A 26,784-nucleotide genomic window follows, 5' to 3' on the forward strand; every position below is an offset into this window, starting at 1 on the left:
AGTAAGTGGACATTCAACATTACTCAGTTATAGGGCAAACGTCAATTAAAATAGAGCTTTTGCTCGTAATTAATTTACATCTTTTTACTGTTTTGTAATCGGCTAATGAAATTAACTATTTGTATCTCATTGTTTGTCAAGGCTTTGTTGTTTTGTTGATGTGTTTAGTCTTTCATATAGTGAAATTTTATGAAATAAAATTACATTATGGTGGGCTTTATAGTTCGTGGTTATATTCAGTATTTATGCAGTTTATGGTTTGTTTTTGTTGCTAATACCAATTTCATTAAATTATTGCCCACTTGTGCTGGTTAAAATACTCCAAGGCGGCGTTACTCTCAATCCCAATAGCCTGCTATTGCTCAATCAAGCGCCTTGCCATGATTTATTTTCCCTACTCACAACAAGATCACAAACTCAATGAAAATGGTATAACGCAAAAATTGCAGCAATAAAAACAAAAAAGCCAATAGTGATATCACTATTGGCTTTTAGCATGTTGAAAGGGGTTGGTTATAGCCTAAGGCTGATAGCCGCCCTCGATGCCCTTGGTAGTGATACTAACAGCGTCGTGAGCATGCAGTGACTCTAGGTGATTGATGCGTAACCAGAAGTCATCGAAAGTAGCTATTTGATTGATACTGTATTGTAAGCGACGTGCTGCGTCTTCACAAAACATTAGGTTTTGGCCATTAAGACGAGCAAACTCTTGTTCATCTTCGCGCTTAACTGCGGCTTGTACTGGTGTTTTCAATGAGTTTTCAATAAGGTCAACTAACTCAGTAATAGGGAAATCATTAACACTAGAATTAAGCTTCACCTTTACTTCCGCAACTGAGCGTTGTGAATGTGGTGTGGCGACAATACCGTCAGTGCTGCCAAGCCAATCATGAACATCGGTTAAGGCAAATTCACTTTGTTGGACAAACTTATCGTGGAAGGCTTTTTGTATTAATTGACGAGCTAAGGCAGCAGAGCAAGGACAAGTTGATGAATAGGGGACATCAACGGTTAACTCTATTGTGAGTTTGCCTTTATTTAAGTAACCAGTAAGTGTTACTGGATAGGCTTTCCAGCCTTCTTTACCACTTATTAATGACTTTCTGCGTAAGTGATATTCAAAGTTAAATTGCACTTTAGCTTGATCACTTAACTCTTGATGACTACTAATAAAGCCATCAAGTAAGCTGACTAAGCTTTGATAATTAAGCACATTACTTGTAGATAACTCATCGATAAGTAAGTAAAGGCGAGACATATGTATACCTTTAGCTTGTGCGTCTTTTAAATTGACGAAGGCATCTATATGAGCTGAGACCATACGCTCGCCTTGGTCTTTTGAAGCGACCATAATAGGCATTTCAATGTTACTCATGCCGACCCAGTCAAGTGTACCTTCGGTTTGAGCTGTTGTATGGTTGGCGATATCTGGCATTGATGTCGTCATTTCGACTCCACTTTAAAACGATAGTTATTAACTAAACTCCGAGGGTATTTTTGAAATAAATACGAAGAGTAGATCTAAGGGCGCATATTCTAGCTTATTTTTTAATGGTAATCATTATTGTTGTTGCTCTCTAGCTAAAAAACAGCCAGGATTGAAGCCTTTTCTTCTATTTTTCAATAAGTTTGTTTGAGTTATATTACTGCGTTAATATAGGGCTACTCGTTATTATTTGCCGCAAAAGGTGTGTCTGTGGAAACTGAGCAATCAAGTCATTACTTAGATATAGAGTTACTTCAAGGCTATTTAGACAGTTTGGGTAAACCTATTGTTGAACAGATGTTTGCTTTATATTGTCAGCAGGTAGAGATTTACCTTAATGATATTGAAAGTGCGCAAGTGCATAATTCACTTGTTGGTTGGCAAGAGCATTGTCACAAAATGAAAGGTGCAGCAGCCAGTGTTGGTATGTACAAATTACATGGCCAGTTAAAATTATTAGAGCACACCGATGAGTCACAGCAACAAAAAATTGTTTTATTAACCGAGTTAAAGTTGGCAAATGAACAAGCAATGCTTGCTTTCAAAGATTGGTTGGCAAGTCGTTAGTTATAAATAAGTTACAGGGAGGGTTGTAATTCAGCAGCCCTTTTCTTAATTATTGAAATGATGGGCTGCTTACTTAACTTAACTTAACTTAACTTAACTTAATTTAGTTAGTTAAGCGGCTCTTAATCTAGTGTACCGACAAAACGATAACCTTCACCATGAATGGTGTTAATAAGCTCAGGAGTATTTTTATTCATTTCAAAGTGTTTACGCAAGCGTCTTATGGTGACATCAACCGTACGGTCATTGGAGCGTAAATCTCTACCTGTCATTTCTTTAATCAGTTGTTGGCGAGTAATAATTTTACCGGAATTTTTTATAAGTAAGCTTAATGCTCTGTATTCACCGCGAGGAATCGCAATAACTTCACCGTCTGGGCTAGTCATTTGTCTGGAGTTACCATCCAAAGTCCACTGATTGAAACTAACCACGCTTTGTACAACTTCAGTATTTGATTGACCAATGCGACTTAAAATATTTCGTGCTCTGATAGTCAATTCACGAGGGTTGAATGGTTTAGTTAAATAATCATCAGCACCAATTTCTAAACCAAGTATTTTATCAATGTCGCTATCTCGACCCGTTAGGAAAATCAAACCTAAGTCTTTATTGGCGGTTAATTCTCTTGCTAATAACAAGCCATTTTTTCCAGGTAAATTAATATCCATAATGACTAGGTTGATGGTATTTAGTTTCAGCTGCTCAGCCATACTATCGCCATCAACAGCTTCGAAAACAATATAACCTTCAGCTTCAAATAAATTGCGTAAGTTAAAGCGGGTGACATCTTCATCTTCTACAACTAAGATTTGATAAGTTTGCATAGTGGAATTTACCTAATATTTTAAATGGCTATTGTGATTATTATTTTTTTAATGGGTAGAACTGGTGTAATCAGATTACATATATTTAACTATTTACATTTATTTAACTATTTTAGTCAAGTGAAAATGAAAAAACAATTTTTAAAGGCTTTTATTTCATTCACTTGCTGCTAACTCCACGGGAAAGGTGATATCAAAACTCACGCCCCGCTCTTCTTCTTCTTCAAGAGTAATATGACCATCTAGTGCCTGAGTTACTAGGTTATATACTAAATGCATACCTAGTCCACTGCCACCACTACCACGCTTGGTAGTCGTAAAGGGGTCGAAAATTTTGGCTTTTATTGATTCATCAATACCATTACCATCGTCACGATAATTAATATGTAATTGATCGCTTAAGTTCATAATGTTGATGGTAATTGTACCATTATCAAGGCCATCAAAAGCATGAAAAATCGAATTAAGGATTAAGTTTATTAATATTTGATTGATGGGACCTGGTTTACTGGTGATGTATAACTCTTCAGGGCAGTTTACTTTGACATTAACATTAGCTGATTCGATTTTTGCTGATATTGTTAATAATACTTCGTCAACTAGGCCACTGACATTAAATGTTCTACTCTCAGCACTTGATTGATCTACTGCAACTTTTTTAAAGCTTGATATTAGCTTAGCGGCACGCTCTAAATTTCGGAATATAATAGCAACATTTTCATCACTATCGATTAAGAATTTCTTTAGTTGGCTAGATTTGAGAGTTTGATTATCAAAGGCCATTTTTATTTCACTTAGTTTATCTGCCAATAAACTCGAAGCAGTAACACCTAAACCTATTGGCGTGTTTACTTCATGAGCAATACCGGCAACCATATCACCAAGGGAAGCCATTTTTTCTGTTTCAACTAATTGATCTTGGAATTCGTGTAATTTCTCTAATGTTGATAATAACTCTTGATTTGACTCTTTTAATGCGTCTGTTCTGGCACTTAGTCTGTTTTCCAGCGCTTGATTTTTAGACTCTACATGTTTTTGCTCTTCGACAAAGTTACTCACATGTTTGTCGGTGCGCAATAATAATACGTTGATACTTTTAGTTAAAATATCAAGCTCCTTATAGGGCTGCCTCGTTAATTGAGTCTGATAATTTCTACTTTGAGATATTTTACTAATATCATCAATGAGCTTGACCATGGGTTGAGTCGTTGTTCTAAAAATCCATTGGGAAATGGCAAAAGCAAGCATCAAGGTTAAAACTAAGAAGGCCAAAGTCATATAAGTTAATTTTCTAATAAAGCTCTGTTTTTCAAGGAGGCTCGATTGGATAAATAAGTAGCCTAAAGTCTGTTGCCCTTGGCTAATTTTAACGATGAGCTCTAGATGATTACTTTGGTATTGAATGGTACTCAATTGTGATATTTGGTCGATTTTATTACTAATTGCTGGAAACCTATGGTTTTTATTATAGCTAGTGAAATACTCAACACTGCCATCTTCATTTAATCGATAGACATGAATATGGTTAATAATTGGCGTGGTGATTAATTCTTTAAGTTCTTCTTTTAGTTTTACTTGGCTAACGTCATTGTCACTTTCGAGAAATCGGCTACTATTCTTAGCTAATATATTTGCCCAAGCACGTGTTTCACTGGCAATGGTTTCATCACCCTCTTTATCAACCATATTAATTATGCTTATCGCAGCAATAAGTAAAGTAATGGTACTTAACGCCATAATACTTCGTACTAAGCGACTATGCAGTGACATCTTTTGAGTTGCTTTTGCCATGGTAACCAATTAATTAACTTCTATTACTTTGATGATAGCTGAGCTTGGTAAATAGTAAACCCTTTGCCTTTTGCTATAACACGGGTATTGCCTATATGTGCTTGCATGATGGGTTGATATCGTAAAAAACTATTGGCAACTATGGTTATGCTGCCTTGCTTGGTAAGTTGCTTGTTTATTCCAGCTAAAAAGTCTTCACTGGCTTCATAGTGCGTTTTGACACCTTGATGAAAAGGAGGATTCGAAACAACGTGTTGATACTTTTCGCTAACATCAGATAAGCTATTGGAAGGGAACACCTTACCCGATAAGCCGTTTAAAGCTAAACTCTCTTGTGCTGAAGTCAACGCTAAGGCGCTGACATCAAGTAGATACAATTTAGTGTCGATATGTTTCTTACCGATAAAGCAGCTAATAACGCCCGCCCCACAGCCAAAATCAAGAACTTTCCCTGACATTTTGTCGGGTAAATTACTCAATAATAAAGCCGTACCGGTATCAAGTTTTTGTTGGCTGAATACGCCAGGTAGTGAGGCGATTGTTAGTTCAACTCCTTCAACAGTGATCTGATATTTTTTAAACCAATCTTGTAAGTTAAAGACGACAGATAATTTTTCTGGCTGAAACAAGCCGGCAAAAAGCAGACAGTGGCGAGCAGCATCGACTTTCTGACAACAACTCAGTAGGTCTTTGGTTAATTTAGGCGCGGACTGAATGCCACCTTTTTTCTCGCCAACCAGTAATATTTTTGTGGTTTCATTTATGCAATGAGCAATCATAGCTAGGGTAAAAGTTAATTCAGCCTTACTTTTAGGGAAAGCTATTATAACAAGGTCATGACAAGTCTTTGTTTGATACGTACTAGCGAACGTAGCATGAACACCTTGTCTCTTTGCTCCGTCATTTTTTTTGGTAATTGCCTGATAATCGATAAAATTAGTATTAAAGCAATGAATACTCTCTGGCTGATCTAGTGCAATAAGCGCATCAATAAAGCCATCCTCAGGTAAATTAATCAATAATGGTGCTTTAGCAATAAGTAATTCACTATTACGTAATAAAACTTGGCTAGGATTCGACAAAGACATAGGGCAATAAACAGAGAAAGAATAAAGGTTATATTCTACGGTAAATTAGTATAAGGGAATAGGGAAATTTGCTGGAAGTTAATTGTACCAAGGTAAAAAAAATGCTTAAATAGCAAATGTCCCTAATTCCTATTTAGTGGTTAATCAACTAACCGCTAAATATTAATAGGGCCAGAAGAGGAGCGTTAACCAGGTAATTACCGTTGTTTTGTTTGTATGGTGTTTTTTCATACAGTCAAAAACAGAGATCAAACTCTGTAGAGGGTAATGAGGGGGATTAACGCCGAGATAGATGGCTATTTGATTGGCTGTTTATCGGTTGTTTACTTTATACCTTATAGAGTAGTGGGCTGAATCCCAACAACTGTCACTTTGAATAATAGCCATATTGGTTGTTTAAGTGGGGAGCTTCTGGCCTGTTGCATATTAGCCAAAATGCCAGCCTCGCTGTTGTTATGCTCTTCTTTGTAATCGCCCAGTCCTCCGCACTCTGTATCTAGTTTTATTAACCCTGCATCTTTATGCCTGTTTTGATAATGCTGATACTCAATATCTTTCTATAGACTTTTATCAGATAAGCGGAGTAATAAATGAACTGGCAAGATGTATTAGCACAGTTAGAATCAGGTAGTTTACGAGCGGCAAACCAAGATGAAGCCGGTAACTGGCATGCAAATATTGAAGTGAAACAAGGTATTTTAGCTGCTTTTAAAGCGGGTAAAAACGTTGCCTTTAGTGATAATTATCAAGGTTTTGTCGATAAAGATAACTTACCTGCTCGTCAGTTTTCACCAGAAGACGGTGTTCGTTTAGTGCCTGGTGGCTCATCAGTACGTGCTGGTGCCTATGTTGCTGAAGGCGTTATTATTATGCCTCCTGCTTATATCAATGTCGGTGCCTTTGTCGATACTGGTACTATGATTGATAGCCATGCGTTAATTGGCTCATGTGCACAAATAGGAAAAAATGTTCACGTATCAGCTGCTGTGCAAATTGGTGGAGTATTAGAGCCAATAGGTGCTAGCCCGGTAATTATTGAAGACGATGCTTTTTTAAGTGCGGGTGTTGTGGTTGTTGAAGGTATTGTTGTTAAAAAAGGTGCAGTATTAGCACCGGGCGTATCTCTGTCTAAGTCAGTGCCTGTTTATGATTGTGTAAAGCAAGTTATGCGTGAAAAGGGTGCTGAAATTCCTGAACGTGCTGTGGTTGTACCTGGTACTCGTCCTGTCAAAGGTGAGTGGGCACAAGCGCAAGGTTTAAGCATGGCTTGTGCACTTATCGTAAAATACCGTGATGAACAAAGTGATGCTTCTCTAGAGTTAGAATCTATTTTACGTTAATTATTCACCTTGTCGCTGTAAGGTCCAAACTAGGCATCAAAAGTACTCATTGATATTCATCAACTCCGTGCTTTTTCTTTTAGTTTGAGCCTTACAACTTAAAGCTGAATAATTAATAGCTGATTTTACCCCTCGATATAAATTCCTAACGTCTTAACACCTAAAAGAACATTTATCATGACTAAACCCACTTGGTTCGACACCACTATCGAAAACGCGTTAATCAACCATAAATCACCTGACGATGAACATGGCTATTTTGTCTATCAACTTGATGCGCTCAAAACACATTTGGCTAGCTTGCAGCAGCAAGACGTTATTAAGTTATGGTTTGCTGTAAAAGCTAATCCGCTATCCAAAATTATTCAAACCCTAGATGGTGCTGGCTTTGATTTTGATGTCGCCAGTGCGGGTGAGTTAACGCAAGTATTAGCGCAGGGGATAGATCCAAGCCGAGTATTGAATACGGGTCCAGCTAAATCAAAGAAGCAAATAAGTTCCTTTGTTAAGCAAGGAGTACGTACCTTTGTCGTTGAGAGTTTAAACCAACTGAACTGGCTCAATGAAGTCGTGCTGGAGCAGGAGTTGTCATCAGCTGAGGCAGACAAGCCTAAAGTGCTACTTAGAGTGCAGCTGCAATGGCATGAAGGTGAGAAAAACCCACTAGGTGGTAATAGTTTAACGCCGTTTGGTCTATCGGTGTCTGAGTGGCAGAATATTCATGCAGATAACTATCCTGCCTTGGATCTGTGTGGTTTACATATTTTCCAATGGGGAAATATGCTCAGTAATGAAAAAATGTTTTCATTATGGTCGCAAATGATACCGCCGTTAACTGAGTTAGCTAATAGCATAGGTATGAGCTTAAAAGTGCTAGATTTAGGTGGTGGTCTAGGTATTGATTATTTAGGCGCAGGGCAAACTTTGTCTTGGCCGAAAGTTATTGAAGATTTAGCCATCATCAAAGAAAAAGCTGGCGTAGAGGAATTGTGGCTGGAATTAGGGCGCTTTGCTGTTGCTGAGTGTGGCTATTATGTTGTGCCAGTCGTTGATAGGAAAATGAATTATGACAAAGAGCAGTTGGTGTTAGCCGCAGGTATCAATCATTTATTACGTCCAGCAATTACTGAACAACCCTTTCCGGTACAAATACTACGCGAAGGTTTTACAAGTGAAAATACCACTATGCAGGCTTTTGATCTTCATGGTCCTTTATGTACTAGCATGGATAAACTCGGACAGTTAGATTTACCTAGCGATATTGCTGTTGGTGAGCAGTTAATCTTTGGTTATTGCGGCGCTTATGGTTTTACTGAAAGTATGCCATTTTTCTTATGTCATGAATTAGCTGCCGAGTACGTTTATCAAAATGGCAGTCTTATTCAAGTGAGAGCTGCTCAGCCAGCTTCATCATATTTGGCATAGTTAGGAATAGTTAAGCAATTGTTAAGGGATAGTTGAGAGAAGATGATGAATAAATTTACCAAAGAAGTTATGTCAGTGGGCGAAATGGCCAGTGGCGCTAAACTCACCGTACCGGTATATGCTTTTAAAGCTGAAAACAATACGGGTTCCAACACTGGTTCTAATGTTTATATACAGGCAAACATGCATGGTGCGGAAGTACAAGGTAACGCGGTAATTTTCCAGTTACTTGAACTACTACAGCACTGTAAATTACAAGGTAATATTACTTTAGTGCCTTATGCAAATCCCGTCGCTTGTAATCACAAAAATGGTGAGTATACCTTAGGTCGTTTTGATCCTATCACTGGGGTAAACTGGAATCGTATGTACCACTTTGATGAAAGTGTGATTGAGCCTTTCGCACAACAATATTTAGATGCCAGCGAAGACGATATAAAGGATAAATTCCAACAACTATTAGTTAATGAAGTTGAAAGTAAGCTAGAGCAAAATACTTGGGGGCTCACTACGGGACAACGTATTGCTTATCAATTGCAGCGTCTTGCTCACCAAGCAGATATCGTTTTGGACTTACATACAGGGCCAATTTCCAGTAAACATTTATATTGCCCTGAATATGCTCAAGACAGTGCTAAATATTTTGATATTGAACATACGTTATTAATTCCCAATGATTTCGGTGGCGCTATGGATGAGGCAACATTTTGTCCTTGGTGGAGTTTACAGCAGGCTTACCAGACTTTAGGGCGAAAATTCACCATGGGACAGGGGGCTTTTAATAAGGAAAGTTTTACTGTTGAACTTGGCTCGCAAGAGCAAATAGACTTGGATGTAGCTAAGCAAGATGCCTTAAGTATTTTATCTTATTTACAATATCAGGGTGTTATTGATAATGAGCAATACCAGCCACAAAAAATGACTCGATACGCAGGTTACTTGAAAGATTATAAAGCGTTATATTCGCCTATGGGTGGCATGGTCGATTATCTTGCGGAATTTGGCAAACCTTTAGCTGCCGGCGAGCCATTAGCACGGATCCTGCGTATGGATAATTACGGTGATGGTGAGGCATTGCATTATGTCTCGCTTGAGCAAGAAGTTATTCCTATTTTACACTTTGCTTCTGCTAGCGTTAATCAGGGCACAGAGTTGTATAAGGTACTTTGTAATTACTTTAAACTGTAATCTTTAGCTTTTATTATTATGTACAGGATGTACGGTAGCTCGCGGAGATAGGATATCTAAGAGCGAGCCAAACAGGATGTACGGTAGCTCACGGAGATAGGGATATCTAAGAGTGAGCAAAACAGGATGTACGCTAGTTCGCGGAGATAGGGATATCTAGGAGCGAGCTAAACAGGATTTCCCCTCGTTCACTGAGGCAGGTGTCTATGAGTATATCCATGAAGTGAATCTATTTACCTTCCTATGCAGCTGACTATATTTTTAAGCTGAGCTGCAATGCCGCACCAATAGTATCGTTATCGCCGGTGAAAGCGGCAATATCAATAGCAAAGACATCCCAAGGTGAAATACCAATACCAGCAGTATAAATGTCATCATCAGCATCATTTAAGTCAGTACGATAACCTAAGCGAAATTGAATATGTTCATAGAAACGAAACTCAGCACCCGCGGCAGCATATTTTGACGGCGCTAAAGAGGCAAACTGTTCTCGGTCGGTTAAGTCTATTTCTGTCGCTAAGCTGAGCCAGTCATTTTGATAACTCAAACCAAAGCTACTGGTCATTTTTAAGGTAAAGGTTATATCTTGTTCGACATGATGTACGGTTTGTTTAATCAAGTTGTTGGTAACAAGCGCAGCGTGCCATTGACGCTCTACTCCCCAAGCGATATATAAACCTAAGTCAATATTACTGCCACTTTCATCGGTGATATTCTCGTCATCGGTAATTTCAAAGTCATCATCATCAAAGTCACTAATTTGCACGCGATTAAAATAAAGATCAACGCGTTGGTACTTTAATTTTGCGCCAATACTTAAATCATAATTGGCGTGTTTAACCGCAGGGTAAGCGGCCATAACACCAGCTTCAGCAATTGAGTAACCTACGGCTGTAGTGGCCGATTCAAGGTTATTTAGGTTTAAGTTACAATCAAGCATATTGGTACAGTCATTCACCGCTTGGTCTAGTATAGCTTCATCACCTTCACTGTAATCCATGGTACCGCCGATGCGACCATATTGATTAGTGAAAAAGCCAATGCTTATATACTGGTTGGGAATGAGAATTTGGAAATTCAAACCATTGCGGATCTTAACAACTTTGCCATCGATCTTTTTAAAGTCAGTAATAATAACATCTACTTGCTCATTTAAATCATTATAATAATTCTGCTGTTGCTCTGATGATTGGACATTTTGCAATTGAATTCCGTTAATGTCATCGGCTAATTTATCAAGGTTGTCACTAATATCTTCGGCAGTATCAGCAACATCATATTTATCCGATGCCATAACGCCAACATTTAATGAGAAGAAAACATCATCATCGTTATCAAATTTGGTCAGTAACGCAGGGTTACTCAATGATGAGGTGAAGTCTTGGGTTAGGCCGGTAAAGCCTTGTCCGGTACGTTTAGCGGTAAAGCTTTCGCCGTAACTCGGTAATGTCATAGCCATGACTGGAATTAACAATAATGCTCTTTTAAATGTTTGACGGCAGGTAATATTTAACGGGGAATTAGTGCAATAGGCCATAAATAAATCCTTGTGTTAATAAGACAACATAGCAAATCAACCCAATAGAAATATAGGGCTAACAGGACAAAGTATAGCGCAGCTGTTTAGCATGATGATTTCAATCCTTTATTTATAGCTGTATTGGAGGTAGACGAAAAATTCACTATGGCAAGAAAAGCAATTATTGAGTTAGTTGGCTAAGTGTTATAGTATAACATCTATGAACTATGCATTAGCTATACGTCAACTTCGACTTCTAATAAATAAGCGACAAATTCGCCAGAGTGTTTTAACGCTCTTGCTCTTTTGTGCGACTTTTTTTGCGCATAGTGAGCATTATACTCAAGTAGAGTTTGACGCATTTTCAAATTTTGAACAGCATGACTGTCACTTATGCCAACAAGGCATTGATTCTCCACCGAACTCTATTGGCCTATACCTAGTATCAACGGGTATAGCCAGTATAATAAAAGTTCGAATTATCAGGGTCGTACTTGCTACCTCTGCATATGTTACCCCGCAGTTAAGAGCACCGCCAAACTCTCTGTAATTTTATTATTGTGTCTTTTTATGGTGAAGAGCTTAGTTCAAATAGCTAACTCCTCTCCTAGTTGCCTGTCTGTAAATTTTAATTATCAGGCGGCATACATCCCCTAAAAAATTATCGGAAACCCGTTTATGTCATTTTTTGTCTCTCAAAAGAGTATCAATACTCGAGTGAAATCACCTGTTAAAAAAATTGTGAAGGCCAGTGTAATATCTACCCTTGGCACCCTGTTATGTTTTAGTCATGTTAGCTTAGCCCAGAGTTTATCTGGGGTTGTACTAAATAAACAAGGCCAGCCAATTCATAATGCTATGGTGGCATTAGGTAATAGCTCACAGCAAGTACGTTCCAATAAACAAGGAATATTTAATTTCACCGATATTAAACAAGGAAATTTCGAGCTTCATATCAGTGCAAAAAATTACAGTCATAGTAATCAGCAAGTTATTGTCGGTGAAAGTAATATCTCTGGTTTAAATATTGTTTTGTCAGCCTCGGTGATGGAAATCATTGATGTGCATGCAACGCCATTACATACCTCTTCAATAGAGTCAGCATTGCCTATAAATGTCCTCAGTGCCGATGAATTAAAAATGAAACAAGCGTCAACCTTAGGTGAAACACTAAAAAATGAAGTGGGTGTTCACTCTAGTTATTATGGCCCCGTTGCCAGTACTCCTATCATTAGGGGCTTAAATGGACCTAGGGTACTTATTACCCAAAATGGTTTAGACGTTGGCGATGCATCACGTATTGGTCCTGATCACGCTGTGGCAACCGAAACGAGTACGGCTACTCAAATAGAAGTATTACGTGGCCCAGCAACGCTATTTTACGGTAGTGGTGCTATTGGTGGTGTGGTTAATGTGGTTGATGATCGTGTACCAACAAGTACTGATGAACAAGTTGACTACTTGTTACAATATAACGATGTTTCCAATGAAAAACAGGCGGCAATCAATATCCAAACGGGTATCGATAATATCGCTTTTCATTTAGATGGTTTTTGGCGCGATTCTAAAGATTATAAACTGGCCGGTGAAGCTGATTCTCATGGAGAAGGGCATGATGAAGGTCATGACGAAGAACATCATACAGCGGATGCTGAGCATGAAGAGCACGGCAAGGACCGCTTAGAAAATAGTGCCTCTACTGCCAGTGGTGCCACCTTTGGTTCAAGTTACTTACTTGATAATGGCTTTATCGGCTTTTCCTATGGCTTTATGAATAGAGAATACGGAATTCCAGGACATAGCCATGGTGAAGAGCATGCTCCGCATTTAACCACTAGCCTTGATGTAGATGAAGGTGTCTATGCCAAAATGCAGCAAGATAGGTGGCAAGTGCTGGGCGAGTATAATTTTGAACAAAGCTTTATTAGTAAAGTCGGTACAAAATTTTCCTACAGTGATTATCAACATCAAGAAATTGAGTCGGGCTTGGTTGGCACAACTTTTACCAATAAAAGTACTGAAGCGCGTGTTGACCTTTTCCATCACGACTTTTCCGGTTGGCAAGGTGCGTGGACATTACATTATAAATCATCAGATTTTAAAGCAATGGGGGAGGAGGCTTTCTCGCCGCCAGCTAAGTCGGAAATGTTCGCTGCTGCATGGTTAGAAGAGAAACACTTTGGTCCGGTCTTATTGCAATTGGGCGCTAGAATTGAGCAAGTTACTATAGATGCCGATGATAGCTTAATTGGTTTTGAAGATTCTCACCAGGGTCAGCATTCTGAGCCATCAGGTCATGATCATCATGAAACCTTAATATCATTCGAGCAGCAATCATTTACCCCCATTAGTGCTTCAGCAGGTTTAGTATGGGATTACCAACCCGGGTATAATTTAGGGCTGTCAGTGGCTTTCTCACAACGTGCGGCCACTTCGGGAGAATTATTTTCTTTTGGTCCACATATAGGCACCAATACCTTTGAAGTAGGCGCAATGTTTGATGTTCATCAACACGGTGATGAAATTCATATCGAGTTAGCTGAGCAAGGGCCTAGCGTCGAAACATCACTGAACCTAGATGTGACTTTACGAAAATTTAAAGGTGACTTTGGCTATGTTGTTAGTGCCTTTTATAATCGCATTGACGATTATTATTACCAACAAGATACCGGCTTATTTTTTGTCGAAGATCACACCCATGGTCATGCAGATGAACATGAGAATGAAGGTGGCTTACCTATCTTAGTTTATCAACAAGCTGATGTTGAAATGTATGGCGCTGAAGCTGAATTTGTTTATCAAGTGTCATCGGCAGTTAAAACCAGCTTATTTGCCGACTATATTCGAGCTAAACTGATTGATAATAACGAGGACGGTAATCTACCACGTATCCCACCAATGAGAATTGGCGCTATTGTCAATTACCAAGCTGATAGCTTTGATAGTGAACTGAGTTTTAGTCATTACTTTGAACAAACGGATATTGCCGAGCTAGAAACTACCACGGATAGTTATACCATGGTTGACGCGCATCTTAATTATTACCTTGCAGGCGTTGGTGATGATTTAACCTTGTATATGAAAGGGCAAAACCTAACCAATGTACATGCGCGAGTGCATTCATCTTTTCTAAAAGAGGTAGCGCCATTACCTGGACGTAACTTTAGTGTTGGTATTCGTGGTAGTTTTTAAGGTTTATTAATACCGAGCCACTTACGTTAATAAAGTTGTTGGTTCGGCTATTATCAGGATAGCTAAGTGTCAACCTTATTTAGGACGAGTCAAGTATAAAAAAAGAGGCTATAACATTGTTATAGCCTCTTTTTTATTTGATTTTTTTACCTGTACAACAAGATCACAAACTTAATGAAACTGGCATTAAACTAACTTTATGCCATCTTTGATAATAGTAATCTTACCTTTTTTCAATAGGTTTCCGACTGTCGCTTTAAAGGTTTTTTTACTCACCCCTAACGTTCTTTGAATCAACTCTGGCGAACTTTTATCATGTAGTGGGCTAATACCACCACGGTCAGCAATATGTGCTAACAACTTCTCAGAAAAATCATTAACCTTATTTTTACTACCACGGGTTAAAATAAGATCTAAACGGCCATCTTCACGAACTTGTTTAATATAACCGGTGATTTTTTTGCCAACTCTAAGATGTTGAAAAATTTCATTATCGTAAAGTAAACCCCAATGTAGATCGTTAACAATAGCTTTGAAACCCAAATCTGTTTTACCACCAATAGTTAAGTTTACTTTATCACCTTGTTGGTATTCTGCCGGCCATATATCAATAAACTTATCTAACTTACTTGAGGCGGCTATACGGTCTGTGAGTTGGTCAAGAAAAACTCTGACTAAGTAATATTTACCCACTTCCATTGCGGTGTGTTGCTGGTTGTAAGGCACCAATAAATCCTTAGGCAAGCCCCAATCAAGAAAAGCGCCCATTTTATTGACTTCAATAACTTTCAAAGAAACAAATTCGCCCACCTGCGCTAAAGGTGTTTCCGTGGTAGCAATCAATCGATCTGCAGAATCGCGGTAAATAAACACGGCAAGAGTATCTTCGACTTGGCATGACTCTGGTACATAACGTTTAGGTAATAGGATTTCACCTAAGTCACCCGCATCTAAGTAAGCGCCATTGTCTGCCATGGCAACAACATTTAGTTGATTGTATTTACCAATGGTGGCTTGCGTGGTTATTTGTGGGTTTGTCATGGGAGGTGCCGTGGAGAGAATTTGTCATATTGTAACGCATTCACAGGGGTATACCCAATGATTTCAATATTGCTTATGGTTTCGGCATAAGTGGTGATTTTGTCGATGCTAATGCATAAATAACTAAAGAAATGGTGAAATAGACTAAAACAGAAATAATTTTATTTTGCTGTGAATTTAGATGTTATATATTGTCCGCCATAAAATAATCTGTAACTCTTTGGAAGTAAGGGGTTTTAATTGTTATCGCTAAGCTTTTAATGTGCAAATTTAGTACCTGGCGTGGATTTTGTAATACCGAGTTACATCTTTGTTAATAACCGTAATCAATAATTGGTTATTCTAGCAGGATAAAATAAATATAAATTTGCCAGCAAGAAAGCGCTAGAGCAAATAAAAAACATTAAACTTTTAGAGAGAAAGGGATTAAAAGTGGCCACTAAAAAACAAATTATTATACCAATAGTTATCTTAGTTACCGGCATTGCCGTAATGGTGGGCTTTTCTAGTATGAAAAAGCCACCGGAAGAAAAAGAGAAAGTAGATAATACACCTATCGTTGCCGTGGAAAATATATCCGTGGCACCAATGACCCTAGAAGTAAATTCTTACGGCATGGTCAAACCTAAATATGAAACACAATTGGTCGCTCAGGTTAATGGTGAAATTGTTGAGCTGAGTGATATCTTTGTTCGCGGAGGCTTTGTCAAAAAAGATCAGTTATTAGCACGTATTGATCCCAGTGATTATCATGCTGCGCTGATTGATGCCCAAGCCTCAATGGCTTCGGCACGAGCGGCATTAGAAACTGAGCTTGCCCAAGGTAAAGTAGCTGAGCGTGAGTGGAGACAAATTGAAAATAGCTCACCAACAGAGCTAAGTTTACGTAAACCACAACTAGCGCAAGAACTAGCACGGGTGAAAGCTGCGCAAGCTTCAGTTTTACGTGCCGAACGCAATTTAGAACGCACCGAAATTCGCGCACCTTATGATGCCATGATTGACAGTCGTAATGTTGGCTTAGGCTCCTTTGTAAGTGTTGGTAGTAAAATTGGTCATGTATTGGGCACTGCAATTGCAGAGATTCGCTTGCCCGTGGCAGATAATCAATTAGCCTTTTTAGTTAAAACAAAGTCCACTAAAGCAGGCGTTAATGCCCAAGTTAACCTTATTGGCACTTATGCTGGCCAGGACACGCTATGGCAAGCAAAAATAGCGCGCAGTGAAGGTGTTATTGATAGCACAAGCCGTATGAGTTATTTAGTGGCTGAAATTAACGACCCTTATCGATTAAAAAAATCAAGTGATAGCAGCGCTGCACCATTACGTTTTGGTAGTTATGTTAATGCTAAAATTATGGGTTATGACATCAGCAAAGCAAGCTTAGTGCCGCGCTATTTAGTGGTTAATGGTAAAGTCGCTATCTTAGATAGTGAGTCAAAATTACATTATGCTGCCATTGATATTGTTCGTCAGCAAGGCAGCCATGTTGTTGTTGCTAACGGTTTAGCTGATGGTGATCAACTGATTGTTTCTGCACTTGATTATCCTGTTGATGGTATGCAGCTAGCCTTAATAAGTGATGAAAAGCAACTGGAAGAAAAAGAGCTTGAAGCTGAGCAAAGTGAAACTCAAATGGCAAGTAACAAAGAGTCAGGAGAATAGTAATGAGCTCTGATGACCAAACTAATGAACAAAGAAGTAATGAGCAAAATGATAGCGAAAACTTGAATCGACCTCATGATGATATAGATACCCATAAAGGCATTATTGCCTGGTTTGCTCGTAATAGTATTGCTGCCAACCTACTTATGTTTTTTATTTTGATTGGTGGCAGCTTAACGGCACTGACCATTAATAAACAAATGTTTCCGCAGTTAGAATTTAACTGGATTTCATATGCCGCACCTTATCCAGGAGCCGCACCACAAGAGGTTGAAGAAGGCATTACCATTAAGGTCGAAGAGGCGCTGAAATCAGTGCAAGGTCTTAAGCGAGTGATAACTTATTCTAACCGAAATTACTCCAACGGTTGGTTTGAAGTTGAGCTTGATTATGATCCGCAAGTTGTACTGGAGGAGGTAAAATCAGCCATTGACGCGATTCCAAGTTTTCCAGACGGTATGGAACGAATCAAGGTGGAACGAGAGAAGTTCCGTCAAGAAGTAATGTATATTTCACTCTATGGTGATTTAACCAATGGTGAGTTAAAAGAGCTTGGTCGTAAAATTCATAATGAAATACAGCAACTACCTGGCATCAGTATTTCTGAATTATACAGTGGCTTAGACTATGAAATATCGATTGAAGTCAGTAAAGATAAATTACGTGAATACGGCTTAAGTTTCCGCGATGTCGCTAACTCAGTACGTAGTTTTTCCCGCAATATGTCGGCGGGACAGATACGCGCAGCTAATGGCTATATCAACTTACGGGTGGAAAACCAAGCCTATCGTGGCCATGAGTTTGCACAAATTCCTGTTATTACCCTCGAAGATGGCAGCAAAGTACTACTTGGTGAGCTTGCTACCATTAATGATGGTTTCCAGGAAGGTTTACAATATTCCAAATTTAATGGTGAAAACTCCATCACTATTTTTATCGGCGCTTCAGCGAATCAAAGTATTACGGATATTGCCGATATTATGAATCGCTATGTTGAAGATAAAGCCTCTATTTTACCGCAAGGAGTTAAGCTAGAAACTTGGGTTGATATGACTTATTACCTCAATGGCCGTTTGAATATGATGCTCGACAACATGAAAAGTGGTGCGGTATTAGTATTCTTGATGTTAGCGCTATTTTTACGGGTGCGCCTAGCCTTCTGGGTAATGATGGGCTTGCCTGTTTGTTTCTTAGGCACGTTATTATTTATGCCGATGGAATTTATCGGTGTCAGTATCAACGTTATTAGTTTGTTTGCCTTTATATTGGTGCTGGGTATTGTTGTTGATGATGCCATCGTTATGGGGGAAAGTGCCCACGATGAAATTGAAGAGCACGGTCACACTACTGACAATGTAATTCGCGGTGTTAAACGTGTCGCTATGCCTGCCACTTTTGGTGTACTAACTACTATTGCGGTATTTTTACCCTTCCTCTTTGGTGAAGGTCCGTCCGCTGCTTTTGGTAAAGCCATTGGTGGAGTGGTGGTTTTATGTCTAATATTCTCACTCATTGAATCAAAACTTATTTTACCGGCGCATTTGGTTAAAATGAAGGTGAAAAAGTTTAATCCTAGAAACCCGCTGGATAGACTTAGGGCCTGGATTGATACTAAGTTAAAAAACTTTATTGAAAATGTATATCGTCCGGCTTTAATAAGGTTTATTGAATATCGCTATGCGGTGCTGATGTTTTTTATTAGCTTGATGTTAATAAGTGCCGGTTTATTTGGTGGTGGTTTAGTTCGCTATGTTGGCCAACCTAAAATCCCTCATGATTTCCCTCGTATCTCTGTAGAAATGAACATAGATGCTTCGGAAAAAGCCACCTTAAATACCCTACTCAGCATTGAAAGTATTATTCATAAAATTGATAAAGATATTGAAGCTGAATATGGCAGTTCAATGATCTCTGATATGCAAGTTGATTTGCGTAGCAGAACTAACGGTCAAGTGATGGTTAAGCTAGTTATTCCAAAAGAAAGAGCTATCAACACTTTTGAACTGGCCGATCTCTGGCGTAAGGCAATTCCTAATTACCCAGGTGTTAAATCGCTAACCATTAGTGATAATTTGTTTGGCGGTGGCCGAGATGATGGTGATATTGCCTTTAGACTGGAAAGTCAGGACGATGCTCAGTTACTGGCGGCAGCGCAAGAACTTAAACTGAAACTTAATTCACTTAAAGGTGTCGGTGATGTTAATGACTCTCGCCAAACCAGTGCTAAGGAAGTGCAGTTCTCATTAAAGCCCTTGGCCTATAGTTTAGGTTTAACGTTGGAAGATATTGCCTCACAAGTCAGCTATAGCTTTTATGGCTTAGAAGCGCAGCGTATTTTACGCGATAGTGAAGAAGTTAAAGTGATGGTACGTTATCCGCTTGAACAACGTAGCAGTGTTGGCCATGTTGATGATGTCATGATCCAAGCACCTAACGGCGCGGAATTGCCTTTATCTGAGCTTGCTGTAATTAAATTAACCGATGGTGTTACGCGTATTCGTCGTGAAGATGGTAACCGCACTATTAATGTCTGGGCCAGTGTTGATGCCGAACAAGTTGAGCCCTTTAAAGTGGCTAAAGATATCCGTGATAATTTTGTGCCACAGTTATTGCGTAAATACCCATTGGTGAAAAGTGAAGTGTCTGGACGTATTCAGGAAGAAATGGATGGTGCCGCGGAGCAGTTCCGTGACCTAATGATTTCAATCATGATTATATTTTCACTGTTGGCTATTCCATTAAAGTCTTACTCACAAGCAATGATGATTTTGACCGTTATCCCTTTTGGTGTCATTGGTGCGGTATTCGGTCACCTGATATTAGGCTTGGACTTAAGTGTGTTATCCATGTTTGGTATTGCGGCGGCATCGGGCGTGGTAGTCAATGACTCTTTGGTGATGGTGGATTTTGTCAATAAGGCCAGGCAGCGTGGTGAGAGCTTAAAAGATGCAGTAATACATGCGGGCACCAAGCGTTTTCGCGCCATCATGTTAACGTCAATTACTACTTTTATTGGCCTAGTACCTATTATTTTCTTTGAAACCAGTGCTCAGGCGCAAATAGTGATCCCCATGGCGGTATCACTGTCGTTTGGTGTGTTATTTGCCACTATAGTCACCTTAGTGTTTATTCCTAGCCTTTACTTGATCATTGAAGATATACGTATGCTGTCAAGACGCACTATCAACGCCATTAAACGCATGTTATTTGGTACGGATGCTGCGGATACAACTAAAGCTTAAGGCAGCTAAGTTAACTTAGCTCAGTTAAGCCAGCGCCGTTTAATCGGCAGGCAATAATCATTTAGTGAAAACCACCGCTTCGTCGGTGGTTTTTTATTGCCCTGTTAATGGCATTATTTGGCGAACACTAGGCTAGTCAAAAGGAAGATAGCTAGGTAAGCTAAAAATTAAGCCATTGGCTAGTAAAGATATTGTGCGCTATAAATTGGCTATGTTATTTATATTGCGGCAATACTTTGGTTAAAGCTGTTTATCATAGGATGTTTTTTAAGGGAAATTAATGCTATAACTAATGACCTTTAATACTGCTAAGAAATGCCCTCTTAATACTGCTAATAAAATGCATCAGCACATAATAGCGAAAAGTTGAGCTCTAAATACCCCATGATGGAACCACTAAAACAAATAATACTGCTCTTTTTTGTCTTGACCATCAGCAATTTAGTAGGCTTCAATAAAGCTTTGGCGCAGCATCGCTCGGTAGAACAACAGCTTAGCGAAATAAAGCAGAATACAAATAAACAGCAAGCCTTGCTGGAATTATCGCAACTGATTCAGTCCCCAGCCCTTAATGCGGCAGAAAAAGTATTGATATCACTACAACAAGCTAAAACTCTATTTAGCCTGCATCAATATAATCAAGGTATTGAAATCGTTCAACAGGCAAGAGCTATAGCCGTGCAGGCAGATTTAGCTAGCTTAGCAGCACAAGCAAATAAAATGCTTGGCATCCTGCTGTATTATCAAGGCGAGCTAAAACCAGCCTTAAAAGCGTATCAAACATCCCTTACTTATTATGATGATAATCAAGTGAATAACGTTAATACTTTTGCCATTGAACGAGCAAACCTATTAAATAATATTGCACTTGTTTATACCTCATTAGGGCAACCTAATTTATCTTTAATAAATTATCAATTGGCTGAACCCTTATATGCCCGTTATGGCGATGAAGTCGATAGAGTTGACGTTCGCTATAACATTGCCGCCCTGCATATTAGTTTACGGCGCTTTGATAGTGCCATTGATATGTTGACTGTTGTTATCAGAAAACGTCAGCAATTTAAAGACGAACATGGTGTGGCTAAGGCTAGAGCAGACTTAGGTATTGCTTATAAACACTCTCGGCAATTTAAATTAGCGGAAGAACATTTATTAGCAGCATTGAGTTATTTTCAAGAACATGATTATAAACATGATATTGCTTCACAATTGCATAATATGTCTGAGCTTTATAATGATGCCTTTGATGTTAAACAAGCAATTTTTTATGGTAAAAAAGCATTAACGGCTAGCGAAGAGTTGGGCCACCAAAAAGCAATTGCGGGTAGTTTACAAAGCCTGGCTAAAGCCTCCTTTTATTCAGGCGATTTACCCCTGGCAAATAGTTACATTGAACGTTCTATCGCAGTTGGAAAAAAAATAGATTACCAGTTGCTATTGACCGAAAACATGGCCATTTCCGCATTAATTTATGCAGGGAAACATGAGTATGTTAAAGCACTGACTGAACAACAAGGCTATGAAAAAAGTTACCTGCTTATTTCTAATAACTTGCTTAACGATAAGCTAGCGGAGTTTGAGGCAGAGCAGTTAAAACAGAGAATAGTTGATTTGGAGCAGCGCAGAAAACTACAGAGTTTACGATCAGCTAAAATAGAGCAGCAACGCAATATTATCATTTTAGCTCTAGTGCTTATTCTAGTGGTAGTGTTTTTTATCTACCGACGTTACCTTGAAAAGCGCTTAACACAAGAGTTGGAGTTTCGTGTTAAACAGCGGACCCGTGAACTTGAAGATTTAACCCATGAATTGGCTCAAGCTAACCAAGTTAAAAGTCAATTTCTTGCTAATATGAGTCATGAAATACGCACACCACTTACCGCTATTGTAGGTCACTCAGAAGCTATTATTCATGGTGATATTGAGAAAAATAAAGTTCAAGAAGATATCGCCGTTATCCATGGCAATAGTTTACATTTATTAGAGTTAATCAATGATATTTTGGATTTAAGTCGAATTGAAGCGAATAAGTTTGAATTAGAAATACAACCATTGGACTTAAGCGAGTTAATTCAAGATTTAGCCCATACCTTTACTGATCAAGCTCAGCAAAAGCAGTTACGCTTTACTATTGAACATCAATTATCTTTACCCTTTATTATTCAAGTGGATAGCTTGCGCTTAAAACAAATACTATTGAACCTATGCGCCAACGCGATTAAGTTCACCGAAAAAGGTCAGGTAACACTTGATATTAATTGGCAAAATGGACAATTGATTTTCACTGTCACCGACACCGGCATTGGTTTGAGTAAAGATCACTTAGCACAAGTTTTTGAAATATTTACTCAAGCGGATAATAGTATTAGCCGCCGTTTTGGTGGCTCTGGACTTGGCTTGAGTTTATCAAACCAACTGGCAAAATTAATGTCAGGCAATATTTCTGTGACCAGTAAGTTAGGGCAGGGTAGTACTTTCTGTTTAACTTTGCCCTGCATGCATAATAACAACGACCGTCTAAGTACCACAACCGATTCTCCCATAGAGCATGACAGTGCTAACCTATTTAGCGGTAAAATACTTTTGGCTGAAGATCATGATGATAACCGTCGCTTGATAGCCCGACTATTGTCCGGTTTAGGTTTAGAGGTCATTGTCGCTAGTAATGGTAAGGAAGCGGTACAACTTTGCCTTGAACATCAGCCAACTATTGTGCTTTTGGATATTCAAATGCCGGAGATGGATGGTGTTGAAGCGTTTAAAGCACTACGTGATTTAGGCTATAAGCAGCCTATTTATGCCTTAACGGCGAACGCTATGTCTCATGAAGTTAGTCAATACCTAGGGTTAGGTTTTACCGGACACTTAAAGAAGCCCATAGAACGACAGACCTTTATAGCCACCATAACCAAATACTTCAGCTCTCATAGTGACAATAACTCTAACACTGATCTTGTTACTAAAGCTGAAGAAAGCCTTGCTCAGATTGACTTGAGTGACTTAGTAAGTGAATTTAAAATAAACCTTAGTGACGATAAACGAGACTTGTTAGTTAGTAGTGGCGATCATGATATAGAAAAACAGGCTTACCTTGCTCATCGCTTAGCGGGCGCGGCTCAAATGTTTGGTTTTAATGAGCTTAACCAAGCAGCAAAAGAATTAGAGATTATAATTAAGAGAGAATCAGCGACAGATAAACCCGATCATGTGTTAATTAGTGAGTTGGCGCATTGTCTAGTTGATGAAATTAGCTTAATAGAACAAGAGTAATTGGTATTAAATTATGACGAAACCGTTTTCTTATTCACAAGCCCTGTTGGCGCTTGCTATTGCATTTTTAGCCTTGTCGTTATTCAAGTTCACTCTGCACCTGCCCGCTATTATCAGTATTATTGATAAAACTACTAAAACAGTCGATTCAGTAAGTCCGAAAGTAGATGATATAGTCAATGAGGTTGCCCTCGTCAGAGTAGAAATTGGTAAAGTGAGAGAATTAGTTTTACAACAAACCCCAGCTATTTTATCGCAAGTAGCAGACTCGCTGCCTGTCGTGCAACAAGCCATAGCGGAAAGTGAGCATTATTCAAGACAGTTACCTACAGTGCTAAGTCAACTGGCGAGCATAGAGCAGCAAGTGGCAAAACTACAAGCTTCAATGCCGGCAATACTTAAACGTGTTGATGCCGTTGTTAAAACTACAAATAATACCACAGCAGAAGTTGCCCTGTGGCGGCCTCACTCAACGAAATACCTAGCAGAAATTGAGCTGTCCAGAGAATATATCCCGCTGTACCTTACACGTATTGAAAATACCATTGTTGACGCTAAAACAATTGGCTCAGAAGCAAGTAGTGGCATAGTGTCAGGTTTTTTTAAAGGGGTGATATCTCTGCCATTTGAAATGGTAGCAGGCTTAACTGGCATTGTTGATAAAGACTCTCGTTCTGCTAAGTATTTAACCGCGCAAGATGTTGCACTGATGCAAGAAAAAGTTGTCACTTTACTTAATGATGACAACCAAAGAAAATCGGTTTGGCAAAATACGGACAGTGGTAATCGAGGCACTATTATTAAGGGTAAAGTGACTACCCGTAATAAGCAGCAATGTCTTAATGTCACTTTTAATAATCATTTTGGCAGTGAAAAAGAAACCCTCAAAGAGCTAATGTGTATTGATGACAAAGGTTTATGGAAAGTGATTTAAGCTTTTCCCGCTTACTTCATGGTAAGACATACTATATTGTGTACAATACTGACAATATAACTTGGTAATTAAATACGTTAACAGGAAGTGAAATGGCTAGAGAACAATTTGGTGTTTGTGCAGAACCAAACTTGCATGGAAATTATTTATTATTCAATGCTTTGGATGATAAAAATGCTTTTATTCGTGCGGCAATTTCTCGTTTACCTAAGTTATTTGAAAATTATGCTGAGCAGTTTTCTGAAGCCAACCTTATTGGTGTTGTTGCCATAGGTGAAGCGTATTGGGATGAATTTTATCCTCAAGCCCGTCCTGCACTATTAGCGCCATTTCCTGCTATGCATAGTGATGATCGAATTGCACCGAAAAATAGTTATGATATATACGTTGAAATCCGTAGTGATCGTGCTGATGTTAACCATATTGTCAGCACTAAAGTATGCCAGTTACTTGGTGATGGTGTTGAGTTAATCGAACAAGTACAAGCGTTTAGGTTTTTAGATGGTCGAGACTTAACCGGCTTTGTTGATGGCACTGAAAACCCACAAGGTTTACACCGCCGTACAGTAGCGCTTGTTAAAGAGCAAGATGATGCTAGCTTTGCTGGCGGCAGCTATCTACATACCCAGCGCTATCAGCATAATTTAAAACTTTGGGAGTCACTTGCCGAGCATGAGCAAGAAGATGTTTATGGCCGAACTAAGCTAGATAACGTTGAATATGAAAGTGCTGATAAGGCGCCAACAGCACACACCAGACGCACTAGTCTTAAAGATGAGCAGGGCAATAGTCTTGAAATTGTTAGACAAAGCATGCCTTATGGTGACATGAAACGTAAAGGGCTGTTCTTTGTGTCTTATTGTCAGTCACCTAAGCCATTTGAGATCATGCTGAAAAGTATGATTCATGGTGATGGCCATGGTAATTCTGATCATTTACTTAAATATACCCAAGCAGAAACCGGTAGCGCCTTTTTTGCGCCGAGTTTAACCTTTCTTGCCCATGTGGCTGATATTGACTAATTATTGTCTTTGTTTAGTCAGGCCAAGTTAGCTTAAGCCAACTAAATTAAGTCAGTTAGCTTCGGTAAGTTAAGAGGTAAGCAGAGCAGGGTAACTTATTGTTCCTGTTCTGTGGCTAGCACGGCTGGCTCCGTTGGTTTTGCAGTTATCACTTCGTGATAATTTTCGGCAATGTAGTGCCCTTGATTAATTGCTAGTTCTGACTCTGGTGCTAGTTTTCCTAAAGGTAATAAAGCTGGCCCTGTTGGCTCGGCTAATAAGTAATTTACCTCTTCATGCTCAATGGCTACTTCTCCCGCTTCTGCTGGAATATTAATACCAAGAAATGCATGACCATCAATATAGATTAATGCCATTTCAATTCTAGGCATCAAAGCCCTGAGTAAGGCAGCGGTTAACGTCATCTTACTATCACAATCCCCTTGGTTCTGCCACAGTAGCTGCAATGGTGGGTTAAAACCGGCACCAGAAGAAGTGAGTCGTGATTCTAAAGTACTATAAGGAATACTCTGCACAAAACTCAATACAAAGTTAGTCGCTTTGCGGATGTTTTGGATAGATACCTGCTCTAAAATTATCGGCTTTAAAACTTTCAAATCTGCCACCGAATCATTAGCAATACTGACATGGTTCACCTTAATGCCACTGATCTGCTGATGATTGGTAAAAGCTTGGTAATAAGTCTCCTTTAAGTACTCCTTGGTTATTTTAGCTTCTAATCGAGCTAATTCTTGATAGGCATAGGCTACTTTATCGTTATCTAAGCCTCTGGCTTCAATGAAATAATTATCCTGCTGTTGTCGATAACGTATTTGCACGCCGGCAATAGGGTTTCTCTGCATATGCTTTTTTATACGACGAAGAATTGTTTTTTGCGCATAGCTATTTTGGTAGTTTTTAAAGTTTCTAAAGCGCTCAAATAGCCCTTCTTGCGCTAGGGTAAAGCTAATTTCTTGTTTTGTTTTACTGTGATCAAGCCATTGATAATGAAAACTATAGCCTTGCTCTATTTGAGTTTTAGTAAAGCTTAATTGCTGAGCTTGTCCCTTAGCCATAAAAAATAGCATCAGGGTCGCTATTATTAATAAGCGCTGGTGCTTTTGAAAAAATGAATACCATAAATTTAAAGTCACGTTATCTTTACTCTTTACTACTGCTGTTAGAACGGTTGTTTGTACTGCCATTGG

18 protein-coding genes and 1 riboswitch are annotated in these 26,784 nt (G+C 38.9%); of the genes, 11 read left to right on the forward strand and 7 right to left on the reverse strand.

Annotated features, from left to right (window positions below; genetic code table 11):
* Positions 1-520: 520 nt before the first annotated feature.
* Complete coding sequence (gene folE2, locus HRT55_RS06050) at positions 521-1,447, reverse strand: GTP cyclohydrolase FolE2 (protein ID WP_291619677.1); 927 nt, start codon at positions 1,445-1,447, stop codon at positions 521-523.
* 249 nt (positions 1,448-1,696) lie between these two features.
* Between folE2 and HRT55_RS06055 the strand changes: the two genes are divergently transcribed.
* The gene (locus HRT55_RS06055) at positions 1,697-2,053 is read left to right on the forward strand and encodes an Hpt domain-containing protein (protein ID WP_291619679.1); all 357 of its coding nucleotides are present in this window, start codon (positions 1,697-1,699) and stop codon (positions 2,051-2,053) included.
* Positions 2,054-2,175: 122 nt separating this feature from the next.
* Here the strand turns inward: HRT55_RS06055 and arcA are convergent, their stop codons facing one another.
* The 3 genes from arcA to HRT55_RS06070 all read right to left on the reverse strand — a co-directional run bounded on the left by arcA (position 2,176) and on the right by HRT55_RS06070 (position 5,756).
* On the reverse strand, positions 2,176-2,877 hold the full coding sequence (gene arcA / locus HRT55_RS06060) for a two-component system response regulator ArcA (protein ID WP_291619681.1): 702 nt from the start codon (positions 2,875-2,877) through the stop codon (positions 2,176-2,178).
* Positions 2,878-3,033: 156 nt separating this feature from the next.
* Positions 3,034-4,668: a sensor histidine kinase gene (locus HRT55_RS06065; protein ID WP_291619683.1), complete on the reverse strand. Its 1,635-nt coding sequence runs from the start codon at positions 4,666-4,668 to the stop codon at positions 3,034-3,036.
* Positions 4,669-4,691: 23 nt separating this feature from the next.
* Positions 4,692-5,756, reverse strand: coding sequence for a methyltransferase (locus HRT55_RS06070; protein ID WP_291619685.1), 1,065 nt, complete (start codon positions 5,754-5,756; stop codon positions 4,692-4,694).
* 167 nt (positions 5,757-5,923) lie between these two features.
* A riboswitch (Lysine riboswitch) is annotated at positions 5,924-6,175 on the forward strand.
* Positions 6,176-6,346: 171 nt separating this feature from the next.
* Here HRT55_RS06070 and HRT55_RS06075 point away from each other — a divergent pair.
* From HRT55_RS06075 to HRT55_RS06085, 3 genes are all read left to right on the forward strand, one after another.
* On the forward strand, positions 6,347-7,096 hold the full coding sequence (locus HRT55_RS06075; protein WP_291619687.1) for a 2,3,4,5-tetrahydropyridine-2,6-dicarboxylate N-succinyltransferase: 750 nt from the start codon (positions 6,347-6,349) through the stop codon (positions 7,094-7,096).
* Positions 7,097-7,273: 177 nt separating this feature from the next.
* Complete coding sequence (locus HRT55_RS06080; protein ID WP_291619689.1) at positions 7,274-8,521, forward strand: PLP-dependent decarboxylase; 1,248 nt, start codon at positions 7,274-7,276, stop codon at positions 8,519-8,521.
* 45 nt (positions 8,522-8,566) lie between these two features.
* Positions 8,567-9,709 carry a succinylglutamate desuccinylase/aspartoacylase family protein gene (locus HRT55_RS06085; RefSeq protein WP_291620431.1) on the forward strand — a complete coding sequence of 381 codons (1,143 nt, stop codon included), beginning with the start codon at positions 8,567-8,569 and terminating at the stop codon, positions 9,707-9,709.
* A gap of 253 nt (positions 9,710-9,962) precedes the next feature.
* Here HRT55_RS06085 and traF read toward each other — a convergent pair whose 3' ends face one another.
* Positions 9,963-11,246: a conjugal transfer protein TraF gene (gene traF / locus HRT55_RS06090; RefSeq protein WP_291619692.1), complete on the reverse strand. Its 1,284-nt coding sequence runs from the start codon at positions 11,244-11,246 to the stop codon at positions 9,963-9,965.
* A gap of 202 nt (positions 11,247-11,448) precedes the next feature.
* Between traF and HRT55_RS06095 the strand changes: the two genes are divergently transcribed.
* Complete coding sequence (locus HRT55_RS06095; protein WP_291619694.1) at positions 11,449-11,778, forward strand: hypothetical protein; 330 nt, start codon at positions 11,449-11,451, stop codon at positions 11,776-11,778.
* A gap of 128 nt (positions 11,779-11,906) precedes the next feature.
* Entirely contained in the window at positions 11,907-14,420 is a 2,514-nt protein-coding gene (locus HRT55_RS06100; RefSeq protein ID WP_291619696.1) for a TonB-dependent receptor, read from the forward strand.
* Positions 14,421-14,606: 186 nt separating this feature from the next.
* Here the strand turns inward: HRT55_RS06100 and HRT55_RS06105 are convergent, their stop codons facing one another.
* Positions 14,607-15,461, reverse strand: a complete 855-nt coding sequence (locus HRT55_RS06105) for a S1-like domain-containing RNA-binding protein (protein ID WP_291619698.1) — start codon at positions 15,459-15,461, stop codon at positions 14,607-14,609.
* Between the two features lie 432 nt (positions 15,462-15,893).
* Here HRT55_RS06105 and HRT55_RS06110 point away from each other — a divergent pair, with 432 nt between their 5' ends.
* The 5 genes from HRT55_RS06110 (at position 15,894) to HRT55_RS06130 (ending at position 25,597) form a co-directional block, all read left to right on the forward strand.
* The gene (locus HRT55_RS06110; protein ID WP_291619700.1) at positions 15,894-17,126 is read left to right on the forward strand and encodes an efflux RND transporter periplasmic adaptor subunit; all 1,233 of its coding nucleotides are present in this window, start codon (positions 15,894-15,896) and stop codon (positions 17,124-17,126) included.
* 2 nt (positions 17,127-17,128) lie between these two features.
* A complete protein-coding gene (locus tag HRT55_RS06115) occupies positions 17,129-20,368 on the forward strand; it encodes an efflux RND transporter permease subunit (RefSeq protein WP_291619702.1) in 3,240 nt (1,079 codons plus the stop codon).
* A gap of 384 nt (positions 20,369-20,752) precedes the next feature.
* Positions 20,753-23,641: an ATP-binding protein gene (locus HRT55_RS06120; RefSeq protein ID WP_291619704.1), complete on the forward strand. Its 2,889-nt coding sequence runs from the start codon at positions 20,753-20,755 to the stop codon at positions 23,639-23,641.
* 13 nt (positions 23,642-23,654) lie between these two features.
* Complete coding sequence (locus HRT55_RS06125; RefSeq protein ID WP_291619706.1) at positions 23,655-24,575, forward strand: hypothetical protein; 921 nt, start codon at positions 23,655-23,657, stop codon at positions 24,573-24,575.
* Between the two features lie 92 nt (positions 24,576-24,667).
* Complete coding sequence (locus HRT55_RS06130; protein WP_291619707.1) at positions 24,668-25,597, forward strand: Dyp-type peroxidase; 930 nt, start codon at positions 24,668-24,670, stop codon at positions 25,595-25,597.
* A 95-nt stretch (positions 25,598-25,692) separates the two neighbouring features.
* Here HRT55_RS06130 and HRT55_RS06135 read toward each other — a convergent pair whose 3' ends face one another.
* Positions 25,693-26,652, reverse strand: coding sequence for a hypothetical protein (locus HRT55_RS06135; protein WP_291619709.1), 960 nt, complete (start codon positions 26,650-26,652; stop codon positions 25,693-25,695).
* Between the last annotated feature and the right edge of the window lie 132 nt (positions 26,653-26,784).

The sequence above is a fragment of the Colwellia sp. genome (genome assembly GCF_013214175.1).
GTDB lineage: Bacteria > Pseudomonadota > Gammaproteobacteria > Enterobacterales > Alteromonadaceae > Colwellia.